This window comes from Burkholderia sp. MSMB1589WGS (genome assembly GCF_001636105.1).
Lineage (GTDB): Bacteria > Pseudomonadota > Gammaproteobacteria > Burkholderiales > Burkholderiaceae > Burkholderia > Burkholderia humptydooensis.
The window spans coordinates 137764-157141 of sequence record NZ_LNJT01000004.1 but is presented as its reverse complement, the minus strand read 5'-3'; the positions used below and the strand labels follow the sequence as shown (position 1 = coordinate 157141).

Here is a 19378-nt window from a genome sequence, read left to right as displayed (position 1 = left end):
GCCGTCGTATGCCGGCGCGCTCACGGCGACGTGCAGACGATCGCCGTCAGAAACGGAAACGCATCCTTGACGACCGCCCGGCTGCCCGCCTCGCGCACCTTCGCCTCCACCGCTTGCATCGAGCCCCGGACGACGACGCCATATGCCCAGTCGCCGATCGGCTCGCCGTCGCCATGCGTGAAGAGCGGGTCGTTCTCCTGATAGCCGAGCACGACGTAGATCGGGAAACCGTAGGCGGTCAGCGAACGGTTCGTGCGGAACGCATTCATCGAGTTCGCTTCGACGTGCATCGGCTGCGAGCGGATCGCGCCGCTGGCGACGAGCGGCGCGACGAACGCGTGGCCTGTCGATGAGCAGTCGAGTGCGGCGTCGAGCGCTTGTGAATCGGCGTACGCGGACGACGCGGTCGCAAGCGTCGCAATCGGGATCAGCAATCGGGCAATCGGGCGGAGTGAGTGGTTCATGCGATGGCGCTCGCCGGGCAGGCGGCGGGTTGTCGACGGCCCGAGGCGGGCCGTTCGGTCGGAGTCGGGCGGGAAAGGCGCGGCATTGCAGGCGCGGTCCTTTCGAACGGCTTTTCTTTCGAACCTTGCGGTTCGGGCGCGGCTTGCCGGCGCCGTTTGCCCGATGATAGCGAAAACGCCCGGCATGCGCAGGCGGCGTGGCGCGGACGCGTCCGATGCACGTGCGCTGGGCGGGCGCACCATTATGCGGGCGCGGCGGCTCGCGACGAGGCGGGGGCTGCGCTTGGATGACGTGTGCGCGTAGGCGACATGCGCGTAGGCGACATGCGCGTAGGCGACATGCGCGTAGGCGATGATCGACCCACATGCGACCGACGATCTATGATGGGCGACGCGCCCGCCTGAGCGGCCGTTTTTCGCCGGCATCGGACCCGCTTCGGGCACGCCGTGCGCGGCGAACCGCTGGAGCCATGCCGGGAGCCGCCGGGCGCGGCCAGCCGCCCGACGAGAGTGAATTCATGACGCATCGCGCAGACACCGCCCCCTTCGACAACTCGCGCCGCCGCACGCTCGCGATGGGCCGCTATGGCGTCGGCGCAGCGTTGTGCGCGGCGGTGGCGCTCGTCGACGCTGTGTGGCTGCGCGCGGGCGGCTACGCGTTGCAAGGGGCCGGCGCCGCGGTGGCCGCGCGGGCGATTGCCGTCTGCGCGGCGTTCTCGCTCGTATTGGGCGGCGTCGCACGCGTGCCGCGCTACGCGGACGTCGCAGCGCGTTTTCGCTATCGCGAGGCCGCCCGAACGTTCGCGTGGCTCGCACTCCTTGCCGCGTTCGTCGCGGCGGCGGGCATCCTGTCCTACCTGTGCGTGACCTTGCGGCCACCGCTGATCGACGGCATGCTGATCCGCCTCGACGCCCGTCTCGGCTTCGACTGGCCCGCCGTCTATGAGCGGATTCGCGCGCATCCGGCGCTGCGGCGCGCGCTCGCGTTCGCATACGACAGCGCGCAGTGGCAATTGATCGGGATACCGATCTGGCTGGGCTTGACGAGACGCGACGCCGAGCTGTCGGAGTTCGTCACGCTCTTCATGCTGACGAGCATGGTGGTGCTGCTGATTTCGACGCCGTTTCCGGCGGCGAGCGCGTTCCTGCATTTCCGGGTGATCGATCCGGTCGCGCTGTCGGGCGTGAGCGATTTCGTGCGATTGCGCGACGGAACGCTGCGCGTCATCGATCTGGCCGCACTGCAGGGCATGGTGTCGCTGCCGTCGTTTCACACGGTGCTCGGCGTGCTGTTCGCATATGCGCTGCGGCGCGTGCGCGTGGTCGCGCCGTTCGCGCTGTTTCTCAACGGCGGGATGATCGCGTCGACGCCGACGCAGGGCGGTCATTATCTCGTCGACGTGCTGGCCGGATTGCTCGTCGCGCTCGCGGCGATCGCCGCGCTCCGCTACGCGGCCGACGCACGCGCGAGCGCCGCTGCCGCTGCCATGTTCCGCGGCTTGCGGCGGCGGCCGATGGCCGGACTGGCGGCGGATGGCGATCCGGCGCTCGCACGACGCGCCGCGCGCGCCTCCCGGTCGCGCGGCGACGCGTGAGCCGTGAGCAGCCCGCGAGCGGCGGGATTCCATTGCGTTTGCCGGATTCGCTTGCTATCACAGATGACGGCGGACGTTCTCATCGCGCGACGTTCGCCCGCCGTCCACGAACAACGACCAGGAGGACACGCAATGGCCAGCCCGATTGCCCACAAGATCATGATCATCCGGCATGCGGAGAAACCGACCGGCGACGGCGCGCCATACGGCGTGAACGCAAAGGGCGAGCAGGACGTCGAGGCGCTCACCGTGCCCGGTTGGCAACGCGCGGGCGCGCTCGCGGTGTTGTTTGCGCCGAGCCGCGGCCCGCTGCAGCACGCCGATCTCGCGACGCCCGACTGGCTGTTCGCGGCGGCGGTCGCGAAGCATGCGAAGAGCAAGCGTCCGATCGACACGATCACGCCGCTCGCGCACAAGCTCGGGCTCGCGATCAGCGATGCCTATACGAAAGGTCAGGAAAAGGACTTGGCGCAGGCGGCCGTCGCGAGCAGCGGATGCGTGCTGATCGCGTGGCAGCACGAGGACATTCCGGCGATCGCTGACGCGCTTCCACTCGGCAAGCAGACGGTGCCGCAGACATGGCCCGACGATCGCTTCGATCTCGTCTGGGTGTTCGATCTCGACGCCGCGAGCGGCACGTATCGGTTCGGCCAGGTGCCGCAGATGCTGTTGAAGGGGGATCGCAACAGCGTGATCGAGTGACCGACGAGGACATTCGATGTGCCGTTTCATGTCTGATAAGCTGCACGAGACGCTTTCGCTATTCGCCCGCGAGCCGCATCCGGCGTTTCATGCCAGCGCGTCGTCGCTTTCTCGATGCAGGTTCCTCGCTTCGAGTCGATCGACGCGAGCCAGGAGTTCGCTCATCCGGCGTTCTAGCGCGCGGTCTTCGTCAAGGCGTCCCCGGATCGTATTGAGCCTGAGCCGCCAGTATGCGGGATCGCACACCACCGTGTTGTTGGCGAATTCCTTTCTCGTTTTCTCGAGGAGCCCGATCGCCGCCTCGATATGCGCCAATTCACGCGCTACATGGCAATGCCAGCTCATTCCTGTGTTCTCCCTTCGTGCTCGCCTTAATGTTGGCGCATTGCATTGCGGGGGAAATTGACTTGACTCAGAAACTGGCGATGGCGGCGGCGTGCCGGGCGCGAGGCGCGACAAAGCCCGCAGGGCGCGGGCTTTGTCGTGGCCGACGAGGCGTCTTGATTGGACGCCGGCCGGGCTTTTTTCGTGAAGAAGCTCCGCAGCGGAACCCCGCAGTGGAACCCTTTTCGTATAGTGGTCGGAGCGATAGGATTCGAACCTACGACCCTCTGATCCCAAATCAGATGCGCTACCAGGCTGCGCTACGCTCCGAGGAATCGGTAATTGTATCGCTCTTGCCTAAATCGGGTCAATCTCCGCGTGCAATCGTTCGCGCATGCGTGCAGATTGCGCAACAATGGCGAATGTCGCGGCATCTCGACCGCCGTGTCGCGAAGCCGCAGCGTGCGGCTCCGCTCATTCTGGAGGCGTCTCGTGATGAACCTGATTCTCTGGCGACATGCCGAAGCCGAAGACTACGCAAGCACCGACCTCGCGCGCCAATTGACCGCGCGCGGCCGCAAGGACGCGCAGGCCGTCGCGAAGTGGCTGCGCGCGCGTATCGAGCGCCATGCGACGGTGCTCGCGAGCCCCGCCGCGCGCACCGTGCAGACGGCCGAGGCGCTGACCGACCACTATCGGACCGCGAACGAGCTCGCGCCCGGCTGCGATGCCGACGACGTGCTCGCCGCGGCCGGCTGGCCGGACGGGATCGCATCGACGGTCGTCGTCGTCGGGCATCAGCCGACGCTCGGCAGCGTGGCCGCGCACCTGCTCGCCGGCTCGGACGAGAGCTGGAGCGTCAAGAAGGGCGGGCTGCTGTGGCTTTCGAGCCGCGCGCGGGAAGGCAATGGGCAGACCGTGCTGCGCGCGGCCATTTCGCCCGATCTAGTCTGATTGGGTCGCAATCAAACGCCGTTTCCTGCTTTCTGCTAAAGTCAAATCGGCGACACGTCACCGAATGGACACCGTTTTGCCACGTAAGCGTCACGGCCGGTTACTACATTGGCGGGCATGTCGTCTTCTTCCTTACGACCAGGAAAGCCTAATGCGAGAACTGCCGACGCCTACGCTCCCATTTGCCTCGCTACCCCTTGACTTGCCGCGCCGCCGGTTGCCGCGCGCGGCCGAGACGGTCACCGCCGAGTTCCGCTTGCGCGCCGCGTGGGCGCGCACCGAAGACGAGCTGCGCGAAGCGCAGCGGCTGCGCCACAGCGTGTTCGCCGAGGAAATGGGCGCGCACGTGAGCGGCCCGGCGGGCCTCGACGTCGATCCGTTCGACCCGTACTGCGATCACCTGCTCGTGCGCGATCTCGACACGCTGAAGGTCGTCGGCACCTACCGCGTGCTGCCGCCGCATCAGGCGGCGCGTGTCGGCCGCCTGTACGCGGAGGGCGAGTTCGACCTGTCGCGTCTCACGCATCTGCGCTCGAAGATGGTCGAGGTCGGCCGCTCGTGCGTGCATCGCGACTATCGCAGCGGCGCCGTCATCATGGCGCTCTGGGGGGGGCTCGGCACCTACATGCTGCAAAACGGCTACGAGACGATGCTCGGTTGCGCGAGCGTGTCGATGGCCGACGGCGGCCACTATGCGGCGAATCTCTATCAATCGCTTGGCGATGCGCTGACGGCGCCCGAGTATCGCGCGTTTCCGCACACGCCGCTGCCCGTCGACGAGTTGCAGACCGGTGTGAGGGTCGCGCCGCCGCCGCTCATCAAGGGCTACCTGCGGCTCGGCGCGAAGATCTGCGGCGCGCCCGCGTGGGATCCCGACTTCAATTGCGCGGACTTCCTCACGCTGTTCCGCCTGTCGGACATCAACGCCCGTTACGCGCGCCACTTCCTGAACGATCCGCTGCCGCGCTGACGCTGCCCGGCGCGAGCGGAAATCGGTCCGCACGTCAGACGGCACGGCGATTGTATCGCTGTGCCGTTTTTTATCGGCAACCGTTCATCGAATCGAAACGACAGCGCGCGCTGCGGTTGCGCGCATTCCGGTGCGCAAACAGCGTCTTTCCCGCCGGCTGCGGGTGAGGATCGGCGGCGATTTCGAACGGGCGCATTCGCACCCCACGCAAGCGGGCCGCGCGTTTTCACGCGCGGCGTCGCGTTTGCGTTCGTCATCCGTGAGACGGCGGAAGTGAGGCGGTCGGTCAGTGCTTGCGCCGCCAGTCGAGCAGGTGATGTTCGGCCATCCAGTGATGGATCATGCCTTCGCCGTTGTGCGCGCGCTTGTATTCGCGCGATTCGTACACCGACAAGCTGACGAGCACCAGCAGCCCGATACCCAGGCCGATCAGGCCCGCAATCGATTCGGCATCCATGGCAGCCCTCCTTTCAAACGGACATAGCGCCACGTCTACATAGTAGGACATGCCGACGCGGACACGAAGGCGCGCGTCGGCATCATCGCGCGCCGATTTCCGGTAGACTCGCCGGGCGCTATCCGGTGAGAACCGGGGCGCGATCGACCGATCATTCCGAGGAAATCCATGACTCGCATTGTCATCGCCGCGCTCGTGGCGGCCGTGCTTGCCGGTTGCGCGAGCGATCCCAGACAGGGCCGCCGCGGCACGCCGCCGCAAGATCCGCCCGACTATCAGGGCGTGCCGACCGACATGACGCCGCCGCCGATGCTCGGCGAGCCCGGCGTGGGCGGAGCCGCTGCGACGCCAGCGAAATAACCGCGATCGCGGCGGTGTACGTGGAGGCAAGCGGAAGGCGCGTTGTGAGCGCGTTTGCCTTCAGCCGGACGGATGGCATGTGTCCGCCCTTGGCCGTATTCGAGCGTGCCGCGGTGGCTGCGCGATTCGGCTAATGGCGCGTGCCCGCCGCGCGGACCGTCGTCGTCGGCCGATGCGTGACGCGGATTGGCGCCTTTGGGCCGGGCGGGAGCGAGATGCGCGTCAGCCGGCGGTGCGCGCTGCCGGCGTCGCGTCTTGCGCGATGGCTCGCTCGAGCCCCGGCAGATGGCGCGCAAGGGTCGCGCCGCGCGCGGCCATGAACACGAGCAATGCGATCCAGAGCCCGTGATTGCCGAACGGGCCGACCAGCGCGAGCGTTGCAGCGACGAACAGCGCGAACGATGTCGCCATCGCCCGCATCAGCGCGCGCGTGTGCGTCGCGCCGATGAACACGCCGTCCAGCATGAAGCCCCAGACAGAAATCACCGGAGAGAGCGCGGCCCACGGGAGATAGCGCTCGGCGACGCTGCGGACGGATGGTTGATCGGTGAGCTGCGCGACGATCCAGTTGCCTGCGCCCCAATAGGCGAGCGCGAACGCGAGCGCGCCGATTCCCGCCCAGAAGAACGTCGTGCGCAGCGCTTGCCGGAAGGCATCGCGATTGCGCGCGCCGGCCGCCGCTCCGACGAGTGCCTCGGCCGCGTGCGCAAAGCCGTCGAGCGCATACGCCATGAAGGTCTGGAAATTGAGGAGCAGCGCGTTGGCCGCGAGCGTTGCGTCGCCTTGCCGCGCGCCGAGATGCGCGAACCAGCCGAACGCCGACAGCAGGCACAGCGTGCGGATGAAAATGTCGCGATTGAGGGCGACGAGACGCGCGAGCGCCGCGCGATCGAGGAGCTCGGCGCGACCGACCTTCGCGAGGCCGCGCGGGCTCAGCCAGCGCAGCAGCAGCGCGCTCGCCGCGAAGCCCGCGATGTCGGCCGTCGCGGTCGCGGCGCCGATGCCCGCGACACCCCAATTGAAGCGGTACACATAGAGCAGCACGGCGCCGATGTTGACGACGTTGACGAATATCTGGATCACGAGCGCGAGCCGCACGCGCTGCACGCCGAGCAGATAGCCGAGCACGACGTAGTTCGCGAGCGCGAACGGTGCAGCCCAGATCCGCGCGTGCGCGTATTCGAGCGCGGTCGCGCGCACCGCATCGCTGCCGCCGAGCGCGGCGAATGCGATGCCGAGAAGCGGGGCTTGCAGCGCGAGCGCCGCCGCGCCGAGCGCGAACGCAAGCAGAAGCGCGCGCAGCACGTTGATGCGGATTCCGGCGAGGTCGTTCGCGCCGAACGCCTGCGCGACGAGCCCGGTCGTCCCCATTCGCAGGAAGCCGAAGCCCCAGTACACGAAGTTGAAGAAGAGGCCGCCGAGCGCGACGCCGCCGAGATATTGCGGGCCGTTCAGGTGACCGGCGACGGCGGTGTCGACCGCGCCGAGAATCGGCTGCGTGAGGTTCGCGGCGATGATCGGCAACGCGAGGCCGAGCACGCGCCGATGCCGGTTCGCGGCTGGGCGCGGCTCGGGGTCTTCGCCCGCTTGCGCGGAAGTGGAGGAGGCGTGCATCGCTGCGTTACGCGCGTTCCTGCACGCACACCCACGGCGATACGACGACCGCCCACAGCTCGGGATTGCGCGTCGAGTAATCCTGCGCGGTGCCGGCCTGCATCCGCTCGACATGCCCCGCGGACAGCCAGCGCGTGACCTGCTCCTTGTCGTCACTTGCGATCGCTTCGGCGACGCTCACGAGATCGAGATCGCGCGCGACCGACAGCAGCTTGCCTTGCGCAAAAAAACGCTCGAGATCGCACCAGTCGATCTTCGCGGTTTCGCCGAGCAGGTTCAGATAGAGCGGGCTGGGCGAGTCGGGGGATGGGGTGTTCGAAGACATGGCGTGATGTGACGGAACCGGCAGTGAGCGCCACTATAAACCATTCGAACGGCCGGCGAGACTCGGCCGTTCGGACGAGTTTCGCGGCGGGCGGCGGCGTGCGACGATCAGGGCGTGCGTGTGCCGATGGGGCGTTCGAGCGGCATGCGCGGAGCGCGGCCCGGCCGCTCCGCGCATGTCACGTATCGCATGCGTCACGCGTCGCGCAGTGCGCGGCGGATGATCTTGCCCGTCGCGGTCATCGGCAGGCTGTCGACGAATGCGACCGCGCGCGGATATCCATGCGCGGCAAGCCGTGTCTTCACGTGCGCCTGCAGCTCGCGTGCGAGTGCGTCGTTCGCTTCGTAGCCGGCGTTCAGCACGACGAACGCTTTGACGATTTCGGTGCGGGTCGGGTCCGGCACGCCGACAACGGCCGCCATCCGCACGGCCGGGTGCTTGAGCAGGCAGTCTTCGATCGGCCCCGGGCCGATCCGGTAACCGGCGCTCGTGATCACGTCGTCGTTGCGGCCGACGAAGCGGAAAAAGCCGTCGGCATCGGCAACGCCGACGTCGCCCGTCAGCAGGAAGTCGCCGGCGAATTTCTCGCGCGTCGCATCGGGCTTGTGCCAGTAGCCGATGAACATCACGGGGTCAGGCGCGCGCACGCCGATGTTGCCCGCGACGCCGGGCGGCAGCACGTTGCCGGCATCGTCGACGATCGCGACGCGATGCCCGGGCGCCGCCTTGCCGATCGTGCCCGCGCGCGGCTCGAACAGCGCGCCGCACGACGACAGCACGACGTTGCATTCGGTCTGACCGTAGAACTCGTTGATCGTCACGCCGAACGCGTCGCGGCCCCATGCGACGAGCTCGGCGCCGAGCGACTCGCCGCCGCTCGCCACCGATTCGAGCGCGAGCGCATAGCGCTCGCGAGGCTGCGCGACGGCCGCACGCATCAGCTTCAGCGCGGTCGGCGGCAGGAACGCGTGCGTGACGCCGTGCCGCGCGAGCAGCTCGAACGCGGCCGCGCCATCGAATTTCTCGAAGCGTTGCGCGAGTACCGGCACGCCGTGATGCAGCGAGGGCAGCAGTACGTCGAGGAGCCCGCCGATCCACGCCCAGTCGGCGGGCGTCCAGAACAGGCGCGCACGCGCCGGAAACAGGTTCTGCGACATCTCGACGCCCGGCAGATGGCCGAGCAGCACCCGGTGCGCGTGCAGCGCGCCCTTTGGCTTGCCCGTCGTGCCGGACGTATAGATGATGAGCGCCGGGTCGTCGGCCGACGTGTCCGCTGGCTGGAACTTGTCCGATTCGGCCGCGAGCGCCGCTTCGAATGCGAGCACGCCGGGCTCGGCGAGATCGGGCGCGCCGCCGGTGCAGTAGACCGTCGCGAGCGATGGCAGCGACGCATGCAGCGGCGCGATCTTCTCGTAGCCGGCGCGATCGGTGACGACCGCGACGGCGCCGCTGTCGCCGAGGCGAAATTCGAGCGCGTCCGCGCCGAACAGCGTGAAGAGCGGCACCGCGACCGCGCCGAGCTTGTAGGCGGCCAGATGGGCGATCGCCGTTTCCGGGCCTTGCGCGAGCAGGATGCCGATCCGGTCGCCGCGTTTCACGCCTGCGCGCGCGAAGCTGTTCGCGAGCCGATTAGAGCTGCTCCTCAGTTCATCGAACGTGTAGCGCGCAATGACGCCGTCCGCATGTTCGTGAATCAGCGCGACGCGGCCGCTGCCGTCCGCCCATTTGTCGCATGTGTCGGCGCCGATGTTGTAGCGCGCGGGAATGCGCCATGCGAAGCGGTCGACGAGCTCGGCGTAATGGGCGGCATGGGGCAGCATCGTGCGTCTCCGATCGTTTTTTCGTGCGGCCGTTTCGATGCACAGTACACCGAATCGCCGGGCGCACGCTTGCCCGTTAGGGTCGATCCTAGAAGGCACGTTCATGCGTAAACCACAAATGCTGCGTATGATCGTTTCACCAACGATAGATACGACCATGGACCTGCTTCTGATAGCTACGGGGCTCAGCGTGATAGGGATCGGCGCGCTGGTGGCGTTCGCGCGCCACGTCGATCCGCTGTCCGGCCGTTTGCACGGCCGGCTGCGCAAACGCTGATCGTTCTCTTGATCCGATTGCCCGGCTCGCGCCGGAACGCGCACGTCGCGTCGTGCGCGGCGCGTCGCGCTGCGTCAGCGCGACGGCAGGTAGCGCGCGGGGTCGATCGAGCGGCCGCCGTAGCGCAGCTCGAAGTGCAGCGCGACGCGATCGTTGTCGGTATCGCCCATCTCCGCGATTTTCTGTCCCTGCGCGACCGTCTGGCCTTCCTTCACGAGCAGCGTGCGGTTGTGCGCGTACGTCGTCAGGAAGTCGGCGTTGTGCTTGACGATCAGCAGGTTGCCGTAGCCGCGCAGGCCGTTGCCCGCGTAGACGACCGTGCCGGCCGCCGCCGCGATGACAGGCGTGCCGGCGGTGTTCGCGATGTCGATGCCCTTCGATTTCGCCCCGTCGAACGAGCGGATCACGTTGCCGGCGGCGGGCCAGACGAGCGAGATGCTCGACGCGGGTTTCACGGAAGGCGCGGGCGATGAGGGCGATGAGGGCGCCGGGCGGCTCGGGCTGCGCGACGTGCCCGTCGTGCCCGTCGCGCCCGACGTCGACGCGAAGCCGGCCGGCGGCGCGACACGCAGCACCTGACCGACTTCGATCGCGTCGGGATTCGTGATCTGGTTCCAGCGGACGATGTTCGCGACCGACTGGCGGTTCGATCGCGCGATCTGGGAGAGCGTGTCGCCGCGCTCGACCCGGTAGAAGCCGGGGCCGACGGGCGCCGAGCCGCACGCGGCGAGCAGCGCGGCTAGCGATGCGACGACGAGCCGTCTCGTTGTTTTCAGCAACATTGAACCTCGCAAGGCGCCGCCGCGGCAGTGCGCGGCGGCGGGTACAAAAACGTCTAATTTTAACGGGTTCGGCGGCGGGCTCGCCGTTTCGGGGCGGCAAGGGCGCCGAACGCGCTTGCCCGGAAGGATGCGTGCGGGTGGAGCGGGGCGGCGCGGCAGCCGCTCGCGCGGCCCGCCGCGCCGCGTCTTGCGGGCAAGCCGACGTCGGGGGCGCGTCAGGCGAGCGGCGTCACGCGGATACGCAGCGCAGCGGTTTCCGTCGCGCCCGGCGCGACGCGCCGCAAGCCGAGGCCGTTGTGAATCGCGTCGGGCAGGCCGAGCCATGGCTCCACGCAATAGAAGTCCGACCCGGGCGCCTCCGTCCAGGTCGTCACCGCGTACCACGGCGCCGAGCCAGGGCGGTTCAGGTCGATGTCGATCGCGTGCCGGCGGCCGGGCATCAGTACGCGCACCGGCTCGGCGGGGATGCCGTCGAGGCAGTGGAAGCGGTCGAGGATGGCCGGATCGTCTAGCGTGTAGCGCGACGAGCCGGGCTCGGGCGCGCTGATCGAGCCGTCGTCGAGCTGGCGGCGCCGCTGCGTCGGCGGCAGCTCGAGCACGGTCGACGCACGCTCGGCGTGCGGCAGCGCGAAATAGAAATGGTGTCCCGCGTAGTGCGGCAGTGGCGTGTCGCCGAGATTGGTCGTGGTCAGCGCGACGTCGAGCGTGCGCTCGTCAACGAGCCGGTAGCGCGCGGCGAAGCGGAAATCGAACGGGTAGCCGGCGCGCGTGCGATCGCTGCTGCCGAGCGTCAGCGTGACGCCGCGACCGTCGGCATCCGCTTGCGCATCGAACGGCAGATCGCGCGCGAAGCCGTGCATCGGCAGCTCGCGGACGATGCCCGCGCCGTCGCGCCAGAAGCCGATTCGCCCGTCGGCCCGATGCCGGCCGAGAAACGGGAACAGCAGCGGATTGCCGCCGCGGATCTTCGCGGGATTGGACCAGTCTGCGGCATCGGGCCAGAAGACGATGCTCGCGTCGCCGATACTCCACGACAGCAGCCGGCCGCCCGCTTCGGGTGCGATGCGCGCGAGCGACGCGCCGTCGATGAGCTCGAGGATGTCCTGATTCTGGAAAGAGGGCATGGTGGCAGGCGTCGATGTTCTCCAAGATAGGTCGTCAAGGATAGCGGAATCGCCGTGGCGCGGGGCGTGCGCATCGGTGCGGCAGAGGTGACCCGCGCGCGGCGAATGGAAAGTGCGCATGCGGGAAATCGAGAATGTCAAAAACGGCAAACCGTAAGGACAATGACGCGAACCGGTCATGTTGATAGCGCCGGATCTGTCCCAACAAGGAGCGAACATGGATCTGGCAACTGCGATGGCCCTTACGCTGTTCGGCATGTTTACGGGCAGCACCGTGTTGTTCTTTTACAAAGTCGGCCGCTGATTCGCCGCCTTTCGTCCTGAAAGCACTGTCGCGATGCGCAGCAGTTCGCTTTCGTTTTTCTTTCATTTGCATTAAAAGTGTATCTGGCTGTTAGCCAGGTGCCCGATTCGCGCCAAACGCCTTGGCGCGGTCATTCTCGCTCGGCATAATCGGGGCGCGGTTTTTTCGGGCGGCGCGGCCATCTGCGCGACGCCGTTTCCGTCGATTCTCCTCGCTTAACCCTCTCCGATAAAAGGACCGACGCGTGAGCCTCTGGTTTCTGGTATTTCTGAGCGTCCTGCAGGGCGTCACCGAACTCTTTCCCGTCAGCAGCCTGGGGCATACGCTCCTCGTGCCCGCGCTGTTCGGCATGCACATCGACAAGCACGCGCCGCAACTGCTGCCGTTCCTCGTCGCGCTGCACCTCGGCACTGCGTTCGCGCTGCTGTGGTACTTCCGCGAGCGCTGGATCGCGTTGATCGCCGGTTTCTTCGCATCGCTGAACGGGCGCAAGAACGACGAGGGCCATCTGATGTGGGCGCTCATCATCGGCACGATTCCGGCGGGGCTCGTCGGACTGCTGCTCGAAAAGCGCATCGAGCGCGTGTTTCACGATTTGCGGATCGTCGCGTTCGCGTTGATCGTCAACGGTATCCTGCTGTGGCTCGGCGACCGCATCCAGCGCGCACGCGCGCACCAGCCGCCCGAAAAGCTGACGTTCAAGCAGGCGTTTTTCGTCGGCCTCGCGCAGGTGGGTGCGCTGATTCCGGGGTTTTCGCGCAGCGGCCTGACGATGATCGCCGGCAACGCGGCCGGACTCACTGCGGAAAAGGCGGCGGAATTCTCGTTCCTGCTCGGTACGCCGATCATCTTCGCGGCGGGGCTGCTTGAATTGCCGAAGCTTTTCCATGCGCCCGACCAGCTCGCCGACGCGTTGCTGGGCGGCGTGCTGACGGCGATTGCCGCATATCTGAGCGTGCGTTTCCTGATGCGTTATTTCGAAGGGCGCGGGCGGCTTGCGTCGTTCGGCCTGTACTGCGTGCTCGCGGGGCTGTTCTGTCTCGGCTGGTTCATGTTCCACGCGCAGCCGGTTTGATCTGCAATTGGCGTTTCCGATCGCTTCCGCGAAGCGATCGGGTATAATTACTGGCTTAGTTTTTTGCCGAGTTCGTGGCGGGACGTTTTTCATGGCTGTCTGCGGTCTCCGGCAGCCTCCCGCAGTGTAAAGCGCGGCGCTTGCCGTGATTTTCTTCCTTGGCGACCGCCCTTAGCTCAGTCGGATAGAGCAACGGCCTTCTAAGCCGTAGGTCACACGTTCGAATCGTGTAGGGCGGGCCAGAATTCTTCGCTTATTCAAGCACTTACAATCTCGCCTTAACCGCTTGGTTAGGATCGGATACAGGTCGGATGCACTCTCGTTGTGGCGAGAGTGTGGCGGGATTTTACCGCTGCTGCCCCTAGAACGGGATGTCGTCTTCTTCATTCGCCGGTGACGATAAGAAAGGCGTACCGTCATCCAGTAGAACCCCCGGATTGTCGGGGTCCGTCTCGCTCTCTAGCGCCTCGGCGAATCGCTTCTGCCAGTCCGGGTTTAGCGCGGTTACGGCATTTATGAGCCTGCTACGCACCGGCTCTTCTCCGTTCTTGACCGCGTTCGCGACGGCGCGCACCGCTCTAGAAATGAGAGCAGGTTCGAGCAACACCTCATCAAGCTGCAAAAAGAAGAACTTGACTACGTAGAGTCTCGCATTCGGGTTTGAGTCCTCCAAGCGCCTGTCCAATCAATGCCGACCCGTCGCCGTCTACGCCAGCACGTTCGCGCAGCAAATTGCTAATGAAGTGTGTTGCGTCAAGTACCGCGTGTGAATAATTCTCTGCTTCGTAAGCCACGCGGATCGCATCCCATAGTGCCTCGGGAATGTGGGTTTGCAGGTTCATGTATGAGCAGTGACTGGGTTATGTGCTGGCATCGTAGCAGACCCGAACCCATTTTTGCCGCACCTATTTGCGGCCGCTTACGCCACTCGCTCGCACGCGTGCGCCCCCGTGCGCGGGTGTGCGCGGTTTATCCAGCGGGACTGGTCGCCGGGCACCGTCCGCTTTCAATGTCGGGCTGTCGGGCGCAACGTGAGCCGCGCCGCGTGCTGGCGGTCCCCGCGCTACGCGCGAAAGCGGGGCCTCATCTATGCCGCTATCATGTTCGTTCCCTAATTGATGGAGTGACACATGGGCTGGGTAATCGCGTATTGCTGCGTCGTGTGGCTGGTCGCGCTAGTTACGCGCTGGCCGACATACGCCTCAGGGTTCATTGCTCGCCCGTTCCAAATGAGCGTATTCGTTCTCTTGCTTCCGGTTCTGCTGCCGCTGGTGTGGCTGGTCGGCATCGTCACGACTGTTGCGGGTGCGGTGCGCAAGTAGATGGTGCAGTGCTGCGCTCGGTACGTTAGGCCATGCGGTAACGTAACCGGTGAGTCATGCTTGGTTTGGTAACGTAATTCAGGTGTTGACTGCCCATTCGTTACTGGCTACTATTCGTTTGCCTAAACGTTACCAAGGACAAGAACATGGCAATTCGAGCGTACCTTCGAGCATCGACTGCCGATCAGGACGCGGATCGTGCACGCGACAGCTTGACTCGATTCGTCGCCGAGCACGGCGCGAGCATCACTGCTTTCTATGTCGAGAACGCATCCGGCACGAAGTTGAACCGGCCCGCGCTCGATGACTTGCTGGACGAATCGCATCCGGGCGACGTGCTACTTGTGGAAGGGATCGACCGTCTAACGCGACTGACTCAGGACGATTGGGAAGCGCTTAAAAAGCGGATCGAGGACACGGGCTTGCTGATCTGCGCGAAGTACGTGCCGATGACGCACAAGCTACTGACCGCGACGCAGGGCCAGCGAAAGGACTGGACGCACGATGCTACGGAGAAGGCGCTGCGCGGCTTGATGGTTGAGCTTGCAGCGGCGAAAGCCCGCGAGGACTATGAAGTGCGCCGCGAGCGCGCCGAGCAGGGCATCGCGCGTCGGAAGGCGCGTGACGCTGCTGGTGAGACGCTCCGGGCGGGATACGCGGGCCGTAAGGCTGATGCTGCCATGCACCGGAAGATCGTTGACCTGCGCCAGCGCGGCATGACGTACAGCCAAATCGCTGACATGCTTGGGACGACCCGGCCGACGATTGCTCGCGCATTGCGCGCGGCTGGATTGCTGATGGAGGGTACAGCCGAGTAGGCGCTGGCACCGCACGTACCACAGTAACGCTCGGTTCAGTCTTGGCGGATCGACCGGGCATCACCTAACCGATGCGGGCCAGCGTGCCCGCAGAGTACCGCAAAATGACCATGAATCAAACGAGCATCAGCATCGCGAACATCGACATCGACGCAGCACAGGCCGAGGCGTACGACCAAGGCGCAGAATTCGCCGAGAAGGATTGGCCGCGCTGGCTGGATGAGCCGTGGGGACCGGCGAGCATGGCCGAGCATTGCGAGGTCATGTGGGAAGTCATGTTCGAGAAGGTTTGTCCGGAATGGGCTGGGAATGACGACGTGCGCGGCGCGTTCTTCGTCGGCTACGAGGATCGGGCGACCGAGTTGGCGACTGCTGGCGAGGCTGGCTATGAGACGCTGGTCGAGGCCGGAACCGTGGTAGATACGGACGGATGGGTCTTGCAGTCCGAGCCGTGGACGAAGAAGGCGAGCACCGCTGAGCGGGCGGCGAGGGTGCTGCGTGCCGCCGATGCTGGCGCGGCGGCGTGGCGGGCACGAGCAGCACTGAGCGGCAGCAAGGGCGACCGATACAGGGCAGATGAGGCGGAGATTGCGGCGCAGGCATTGAGCGAGTCCATTCTTGCGGCGGGCACGCTGACGATTCACTGACGCAATGCTTGCGGCGACGCGGCCTGAGCACAATCTGATTCGGGCCACCGCTGAAGGGGAACCCTGTACTTCTATTCTTCTCCATAAAATAGTGCAGGAAGGGGGAACCTATCGGGCTATTCAGTGCAAGGGCTAGGCTGCGTAAGGGATTGCGGCTGAGCGCCGTTTCGGGTAGGTTCCCCCTCTCACAATCAAGTCAGTATCAGAAGCTACATGGGTTCATCAACCAAGGCCGCGCTCTCCGACGCGGCGCGTGCCGCCATTCTCGCCGACCATATCAAGGGCTTTCAGCGAAAGTTAGATCAAGCGCGCCGCGAAGTAATCGCTGATGCGAAGGCGCGGGGTATCGACATCGACATCATTGGATCCGTCATCGTGCGGCCGAAGAAGCCGCAAGCGTACTACGAGGCTATTCGTAAAGGGCTGGCGTTCATCGTGAATCCGGCGCTAGACGGCCTGCCCCGGTCGGAGATCAGGGATGCTGTCGCGAAGCATGCGGGGTTCGCTGCTGTCGGTATCGGCCCAAAGGCATGGTCGAGCACGAAGCTACCGCCGCGCCTCATTGAATATGCTGAGTCCCGGCTCATCGACGCTGGCCTGATGACGGATGCTGACCGATGGAATGGTCGCGGGAAGCCCCGACTGGACACGTTCTCCAAGGTCGCCAAGTTCCGGCTCGCCGCTCATAAGGTGGCAGACGAGACGGGGCGGGACTTCGCCGCTGGCCGATTCGCCTTCCTCGGCGACGATCAGGTGAATTGGTTCGGATCGGTGCGGACGCTTCGCCGGAAGGGGAACGGCGGTACGCTGGTGGTGCGCAGCGGTGGGAAGGATCACGGCGTCGTTGCGACTTTGCTGGCGCTGGATAAGACCCTGACCAAAGAGACGATTCTCTGCTGGCTCAGGAATGCCGACGAGGCGGCGCGTGTCGCGCGGGAGCGCGCCGAGGTGCAGGCCGCTGCGGAAGCCGCCGATAAGGATGCTGCTGATGAGATCGATGTGGCTCTTGGCGACATCCTTGGAGAGTGAGCGGCAGGCACGCCGTTACGCCCGGCACACGTGAAACTGCCCGGCTGAGAAATGAACCCGCAAGGCGCACACGAGTTCGGCCCTCACATCGCTTCCACAGGCCCGTGACGGGCTGATTGCGCCCCGGCAGCACATTCCTACTTCATCTTTTCCCGGCCGCGTAGCGCCCGTTATGGCGGTTCCCGCCGCGCCTGCCAAATCCTTGGCAGTAATCCGACCGCGCGGGATTCAATTTCGTGACCCACAGCGGGCAAGGGAACGCCAATTTCGTCCCCCTCTAAAGACACTAACAATAGGAGGTCACATGGCAGCGGACTACCTTGTCCCGTCGCTGGAAGCGGTTGGACCAAGGGAGGGAACCCGATTTCATGTCCCTCTGACAGGCACACGCAGGCACATTCGCCGCGACACTTCAACTGAGGCCCGCTCAATGGCAGGCCTCATCACATTTGGAGGGCATGACATGAGCGGGACCATTTATCACCCACTGGAGCACAACGCCGGAGCGCGACGCTATTTCGAAGCACTGCGGGCGCGGGCTTCGCGAGGGCCGGCAGCCGCATGGAGGGAAGCGGTCGAAACGACAACGGGCGGGTTGCCAAGTTGGGCCGTGCGGGAGCGCGCGGGGCGTCCGAAGAAGGCGGCTCGGGCATGAGCGGCGCGTACGAACGCATGGAACAGGAACGTATCGCTCGGCGGGCTGCGCTGGGAGTTCCGATGGCGCAGCCGGAAGAACCCGAGCCGGACGTAATCGAACAGGCGGCGAAGCTGCGCGGTGTGAATCGCGCTTCGCTCGCGGTAAGTGCGGCTATGCGCGGCGTCAGCATCGAAGACTTCTCACGCGAGGCCATTCGAAAGGCTGCGAAACCTCCGCCCCCGGTGATTGATCGCCGCTACATCGAGCGGGCGCGGCGCGGCTATCGGCTTCCGCGTTGATTGTCGGCGGTATGCGAACGGGCGGCTATCTGTTCTCCATCTTGTAGAACTTTGCGTCGAACGCGGCGAGGTTCGCCCATTACCAACAGAACACCAATAGGAGGATTCGAACATGGAAACAGCAGTGAGCACTACCCCGGATACGCGCATGACGAATGAGCAGGCTTACGACCGTGCGCTCGAAATCTTGCTCGGCGCGGCTGGGCTGGACCGTACACAGGCGATTTTGTCGGAGGTGATTGTGGATTTCCGTAAGCGCGAGCCGGACAACGCGCATGTTACGGATGACCCCGAGCGCGCCTTTGCATTCGGTCCCGATCTACTCGCACGAGCGCGGGCGATAGAGTAGAGCGAAACGTCCGAACGCGCGGAGCAGCACTGAAACTGCCCGGTCGAAAATGGCTGTCGTGTGGCGCACGCGGTTTTGTGTGCGGCGCGTAGCCTGTCACACAGTCAGCCGAACGTAGAAGGTCGGCCAATCAGACAAGCCGCACTTAGTGGTGTGGTATTAAATAAGGAGTGCAGATGTACATATCATTCTCTTTCGAACCTGACGGCGGGACAGTCTAATGTGCGCGCTGTTTCAGATGATTGCTGGCGCGGGTGTTGGCATGATGCAGGCCCGCCTTCAGAACGCGCAGAACGACGCGCAGTACAGGTTGGACTCCGCGAAGACTGAGGCAGCGAATATGCTGTCGAAGGACTCGGCGGACAACAACAACATGATCCGCGACGCGGGGAACGCATTTCTCGCGGCGCAGGCGGCGCTGTCGAACACCCAGCGCTCGATTGGCAACCAGAACCGCGCCATCGCTATCGGCTCGCAGACGAACGCACAGGCCGTGAACATGGCACGGGCTCAGGAGGCGATGACACGCGGCAGCGTGGAGCAGCAGATTGCGGCGGCGGGCCAACTCGGCGCGTTGCGAGCCGATGCCGCCGCACGCGGAGTTGGTGGCACGTCCGCCGACATCATGCGCGCGACTATGCAGACAACAACCTCACGTCTCACGACGATGCAGTCCACGAAGGGCGCGCAGATGTCCTTCGATCAGGTGATGGTGGCAGCGGGCCTACGTTCAAACCTCATCACCTCGCAGGACTACGGGCAGACCGTCGCGGGTATGAACTACCAGAAGGACATCCCACAGACGTTCCTTGCACCGGAGAAGTCGCCGGACATCACGGCGACGCAGGGCGCGCTCATGGGCGCTGCTGGCGGAGCGGGGTTTCAGCAATTCCGAAACTCTGGCGGCGGCAGTGTCGGCGGCAACGGTGGGGTGGGGCAGACTCCGGGTTTCTCGTCGCAGTCGATCCTACAAGGCGTGAGCAGCTTCGCTGACTCGTGGGGCGCAGGGAATGGCGGGTCGGCATTCGGCAGCAGCTCGTACAGCGGCCGGAACGACTTCGGCTTCACGCTCGGCGGCAGCGGCGGCGGATCAAGCAGCAACAATTCCTTCAACTTCGCACTCGACTAAG

At 65.5% G+C, this 19378-nt stretch carries 22 protein-coding genes and 2 tRNA genes; 14 read left to right on the top strand and 10 right to left on the bottom strand.

Annotated elements, in window-relative coordinates:
* Positions 1 to 20 precede the first annotated feature (20 nt).
* On the bottom strand, positions 21 to 464 hold the full coding sequence (locus WT16_RS34275; RefSeq protein WP_015602460.1) for a hypothetical protein: 444 nt from the start codon (positions 462 to 464) through the stop codon (positions 21 to 23).
* A 518-nt stretch (positions 465 to 982) separates the two neighbouring features.
* On the opposite strand from WT16_RS34275, the gene WT16_RS02210 reads away from it, so the two are divergent.
* Positions 983 to 2059 (top strand): phosphatase PAP2 family protein, encoded by a 1077-nt coding sequence (locus WT16_RS02210; RefSeq protein WP_063532623.1) that lies wholly within the window; start codon positions 983 to 985, stop codon positions 2057 to 2059.
* Between the two features lie 132 nt (positions 2060 to 2191).
* A complete protein-coding gene (locus tag WT16_RS02205) occupies positions 2192 to 2761 on the top strand; it encodes a hypothetical protein (protein WP_009911939.1) in 570 nt (189 codons plus the stop codon).
* Between the two features lie 87 nt (positions 2762 to 2848).
* On the opposite strand, the gene WT16_RS02200 is transcribed toward WT16_RS02205, so the two are convergent.
* Together WT16_RS02200 and WT16_RS02195 are read right to left on the bottom strand one after the other, a co-directional pair.
* Positions 2849 to 3106, bottom strand: coding sequence for a hypothetical protein (locus tag WT16_RS02200; RefSeq protein ID WP_063532616.1), 258 nt, complete (start codon positions 3104 to 3106; stop codon positions 2849 to 2851).
* A gap of 232 nt (positions 3107 to 3338) precedes the next feature.
* Positions 3339 to 3415 (bottom strand) — tRNA-Pro (locus tag WT16_RS02195).
* A gap of 165 nt (positions 3416 to 3580) precedes the next feature.
* Here WT16_RS02195 and sixA point away from each other — a divergent pair.
* A complete protein-coding gene (gene sixA, locus WT16_RS02190) occupies positions 3581 to 4039 on the top strand; it encodes a phosphohistidine phosphatase SixA (protein WP_009911942.1) in 459 nt (152 codons plus the stop codon).
* A gap of 151 nt (positions 4040 to 4190) precedes the next feature.
* Positions 4191 to 5009: a GNAT family N-acyltransferase gene (locus WT16_RS02185; RefSeq protein WP_006026364.1), complete on the top strand. Its 819-nt coding sequence runs from the start codon at positions 4191 to 4193 to the stop codon at positions 5007 to 5009.
* 286 nt (positions 5010 to 5295) lie between these two features.
* Here WT16_RS02185 and WT16_RS02180 read toward each other — a convergent pair whose 3' ends face one another.
* Positions 5296 to 5466, bottom strand: a complete 171-nt coding sequence (locus WT16_RS02180) for a hypothetical protein (protein WP_004191316.1) — start codon at positions 5464 to 5466, stop codon at positions 5296 to 5298.
* A 168-nt stretch (positions 5467 to 5634) separates the two neighbouring features.
* On the opposite strand from WT16_RS02180, the gene WT16_RS02175 reads away from it, so the two are divergent.
* Positions 5635 to 5826, top strand: a complete 192-nt coding sequence (locus tag WT16_RS02175) for a hypothetical protein (RefSeq protein WP_009911946.1) — start codon at positions 5635 to 5637, stop codon at positions 5824 to 5826.
* A 222-nt stretch (positions 5827 to 6048) separates the two neighbouring features.
* Here WT16_RS02175 and WT16_RS02170 read toward each other — a convergent pair whose 3' ends face one another.
* The 5 genes from WT16_RS02170 to WT16_RS02150 form a co-directional block, all read right to left on the bottom strand.
* Complete coding sequence (locus WT16_RS02170; protein WP_006026365.1) at positions 6049 to 7440, bottom strand: MATE family efflux transporter; 1392 nt, start codon at positions 7438 to 7440, stop codon at positions 6049 to 6051.
* Positions 7441 to 7447: 7 nt separating this feature from the next.
* On the bottom strand, positions 7448 to 7765 hold the full coding sequence (locus tag WT16_RS02165) for a DUF2288 domain-containing protein (protein WP_006026366.1): 318 nt from the start codon (positions 7763 to 7765) through the stop codon (positions 7448 to 7450).
* A gap of 194 nt (positions 7766 to 7959) precedes the next feature.
* Positions 7960 to 9585, bottom strand: a complete 1626-nt coding sequence (locus tag WT16_RS02160) for an acyl-CoA synthetase (protein ID WP_063532615.1) — start codon at positions 9583 to 9585, stop codon at positions 7960 to 7962.
* Between the two features lie 351 nt (positions 9586 to 9936).
* Complete coding sequence (locus WT16_RS02155; protein WP_063532614.1) at positions 9937 to 10644, bottom strand: peptidoglycan DD-metalloendopeptidase family protein; 708 nt, start codon at positions 10642 to 10644, stop codon at positions 9937 to 9939.
* Between the two features lie 215 nt (positions 10645 to 10859).
* The gene (locus WT16_RS02150) at positions 10860 to 11768 is read right to left on the bottom strand and encodes an aldose 1-epimerase (RefSeq protein ID WP_006026370.1); all 909 of its coding nucleotides are present in this window, start codon (positions 11766 to 11768) and stop codon (positions 10860 to 10862) included.
* A gap of 548 nt (positions 11769 to 12316) precedes the next feature.
* Between WT16_RS02150 and WT16_RS02140 the strand changes: the two genes are divergently transcribed.
* Complete coding sequence (locus tag WT16_RS02140; RefSeq protein WP_006026372.1) at positions 12317 to 13147, top strand: undecaprenyl-diphosphate phosphatase; 831 nt, start codon at positions 12317 to 12319, stop codon at positions 13145 to 13147.
* 165 nt (positions 13148 to 13312) lie between these two features.
* A tRNA-Arg gene (locus tag WT16_RS02135) sits at positions 13313 to 13389 on the top strand.
* Positions 13390 to 13758: 369 nt separating this feature from the next.
* Here the strand turns inward: WT16_RS02135 and WT16_RS29940 are convergent.
* The gene (locus tag WT16_RS29940; protein ID WP_082874669.1) at positions 13759 to 13989 is read right to left on the bottom strand and encodes a TIGR02391 family protein; all 231 of its coding nucleotides are present in this window, start codon (positions 13987 to 13989) and stop codon (positions 13759 to 13761) included.
* Between the two features lie 288 nt (positions 13990 to 14277).
* Here WT16_RS29940 and WT16_RS02125 point away from each other — a divergent pair, with 288 nt between their 5' ends.
* The 7 genes from WT16_RS02125 (at position 14278) to WT16_RS02095 (ending at position 19377) form a co-directional block, all read left to right on the top strand.
* Positions 14278 to 14469, top strand: a complete 192-nt coding sequence (locus tag WT16_RS02125; protein ID WP_063532612.1) for a hypothetical protein — start codon at positions 14278 to 14280, stop codon at positions 14467 to 14469.
* Positions 14470 to 14615: 146 nt separating this feature from the next.
* Positions 14616 to 15287 carry a recombinase family protein gene (locus WT16_RS02120; RefSeq protein ID WP_059735607.1) on the top strand — a complete coding sequence of 224 codons (672 nt, stop codon included), beginning with the start codon at positions 14616 to 14618 and terminating at the stop codon, positions 15285 to 15287.
* Positions 15288 to 15391: 104 nt separating this feature from the next.
* Positions 15392 to 15934: a hypothetical protein gene (locus tag WT16_RS02115; protein WP_156521393.1), complete on the top strand. Its 543-nt coding sequence runs from the start codon at positions 15392 to 15394 to the stop codon at positions 15932 to 15934.
* A gap of 213 nt (positions 15935 to 16147) precedes the next feature.
* Positions 16148 to 16963 (top strand): hypothetical protein, encoded by an 816-nt coding sequence (locus WT16_RS02110; protein ID WP_063532610.1) that lies wholly within the window; start codon positions 16148 to 16150, stop codon positions 16961 to 16963.
* Positions 16964 to 17614: 651 nt separating this feature from the next.
* Entirely contained in the window at positions 17615 to 17899 is a 285-nt protein-coding gene (locus WT16_RS02105; protein ID WP_231892024.1) for a hypothetical protein, read from the top strand.
* Positions 17900 to 18011: 112 nt separating this feature from the next.
* Positions 18012 to 18248: a hypothetical protein gene (locus WT16_RS02100; RefSeq protein ID WP_063532609.1), complete on the top strand. Its 237-nt coding sequence runs from the start codon at positions 18012 to 18014 to the stop codon at positions 18246 to 18248.
* A 220-nt stretch (positions 18249 to 18468) separates the two neighbouring features.
* Positions 18469 to 19377, top strand: a complete 909-nt coding sequence (locus tag WT16_RS02095) for a hypothetical protein (RefSeq protein WP_231892023.1) — start codon at positions 18469 to 18471, stop codon at positions 19375 to 19377.
* Position 19378 lies beyond the last annotated feature (1 nt).

Bases quoted from the DNA above. Each gene is read 5' to 3' on its own strand.
- WT16_RS02120 (WP_059735607.1), top strand. From the start codon at position 14,616: ATGGCAATTCGAGCGTACCTTCGAGCATCGACTGCCGATCAGGACGCG.
- WT16_RS02125 (WP_063532612.1), top strand. From the start codon at position 14,278: ATGGGCTGGGTAATCGCGTATTGCTGCGTCGTGTGGCTGGTCGCGCTA.
- WT16_RS02160 (WP_063532615.1), bottom strand. From the start codon at position 9,585: ATGCTGCCCCATGCCGCCCATTACGCCGAGCTCGTCGACCGCTTCGCA.
- WT16_RS02105 (WP_231892024.1), top strand. From the start codon at position 17,615: ATGAGCGGCGCGTACGAACGCATGGAACAGGAACGTATCGCTCGGCGG.
- WT16_RS34275 (WP_015602460.1), bottom strand. From the start codon at position 464: ATGAACCACTCACTCCGCCCGATTGCCCGATTGCTGATCCCGATTGCG.
- WT16_RS02210 (WP_063532623.1), top strand. From the start codon at position 983: ATGACGCATCGCGCAGACACCGCCCCCTTCGACAACTCGCGCCGCCGC.
- WT16_RS02100 (WP_063532609.1), top strand. From the start codon at position 18,012: ATGGAAACAGCAGTGAGCACTACCCCGGATACGCGCATGACGAATGAG.
- WT16_RS02110 (WP_063532610.1), top strand. From the start codon at position 16,148: ATGGGTTCATCAACCAAGGCCGCGCTCTCCGACGCGGCGCGTGCCGCC.
- WT16_RS02095 (WP_231892023.1), top strand. From the start codon at position 18,469: ATGTGCGCGCTGTTTCAGATGATTGCTGGCGCGGGTGTTGGCATGATG.
- WT16_RS02165 (WP_006026366.1), bottom strand. From the start codon at position 7,765: ATGTCTTCGAACACCCCATCCCCCGACTCGCCCAGCCCGCTCTATCTG.
- WT16_RS02185 (WP_006026364.1), top strand. From the start codon at position 4,191: ATGCGAGAACTGCCGACGCCTACGCTCCCATTTGCCTCGCTACCCCTT.
- WT16_RS02200 (WP_063532616.1), bottom strand. From the start codon at position 3,106: ATGAGCTGGCATTGCCATGTAGCGCGTGAATTGGCGCATATCGAGGCG.
- WT16_RS02175 (WP_009911946.1), top strand. From the start codon at position 5,635: ATGACTCGCATTGTCATCGCCGCGCTCGTGGCGGCCGTGCTTGCCGGT.
- WT16_RS02205 (WP_009911939.1), top strand. From the start codon at position 2,192: ATGGCCAGCCCGATTGCCCACAAGATCATGATCATCCGGCATGCGGAG.
- WT16_RS02180 (WP_004191316.1), bottom strand. From the start codon at position 5,466: ATGGATGCCGAATCGATTGCGGGCCTGATCGGCCTGGGTATCGGGCTG.
- WT16_RS02170 (WP_006026365.1), bottom strand. From the start codon at position 7,440: ATGCACGCCTCCTCCACTTCCGCGCAAGCGGGCGAAGACCCCGAGCCG.
- WT16_RS29940 (WP_082874669.1), bottom strand. From the start codon at position 13,989: ATGAACCTGCAAACCCACATTCCCGAGGCACTATGGGATGCGATCCGC.
- sixA (WP_009911942.1), top strand. From the start codon at position 3,581: ATGAACCTGATTCTCTGGCGACATGCCGAAGCCGAAGACTACGCAAGC.
- WT16_RS02155 (WP_063532614.1), bottom strand. From the start codon at position 10,644: ATGTTGCTGAAAACAACGAGACGGCTCGTCGTCGCATCGCTAGCCGCG.
- WT16_RS02115 (WP_156521393.1), top strand. From the start codon at position 15,392: ATGACCATGAATCAAACGAGCATCAGCATCGCGAACATCGACATCGAC.
- WT16_RS02150 (WP_006026370.1), bottom strand. From the start codon at position 11,768: ATGCCCTCTTTCCAGAATCAGGACATCCTCGAGCTCATCGACGGCGCG.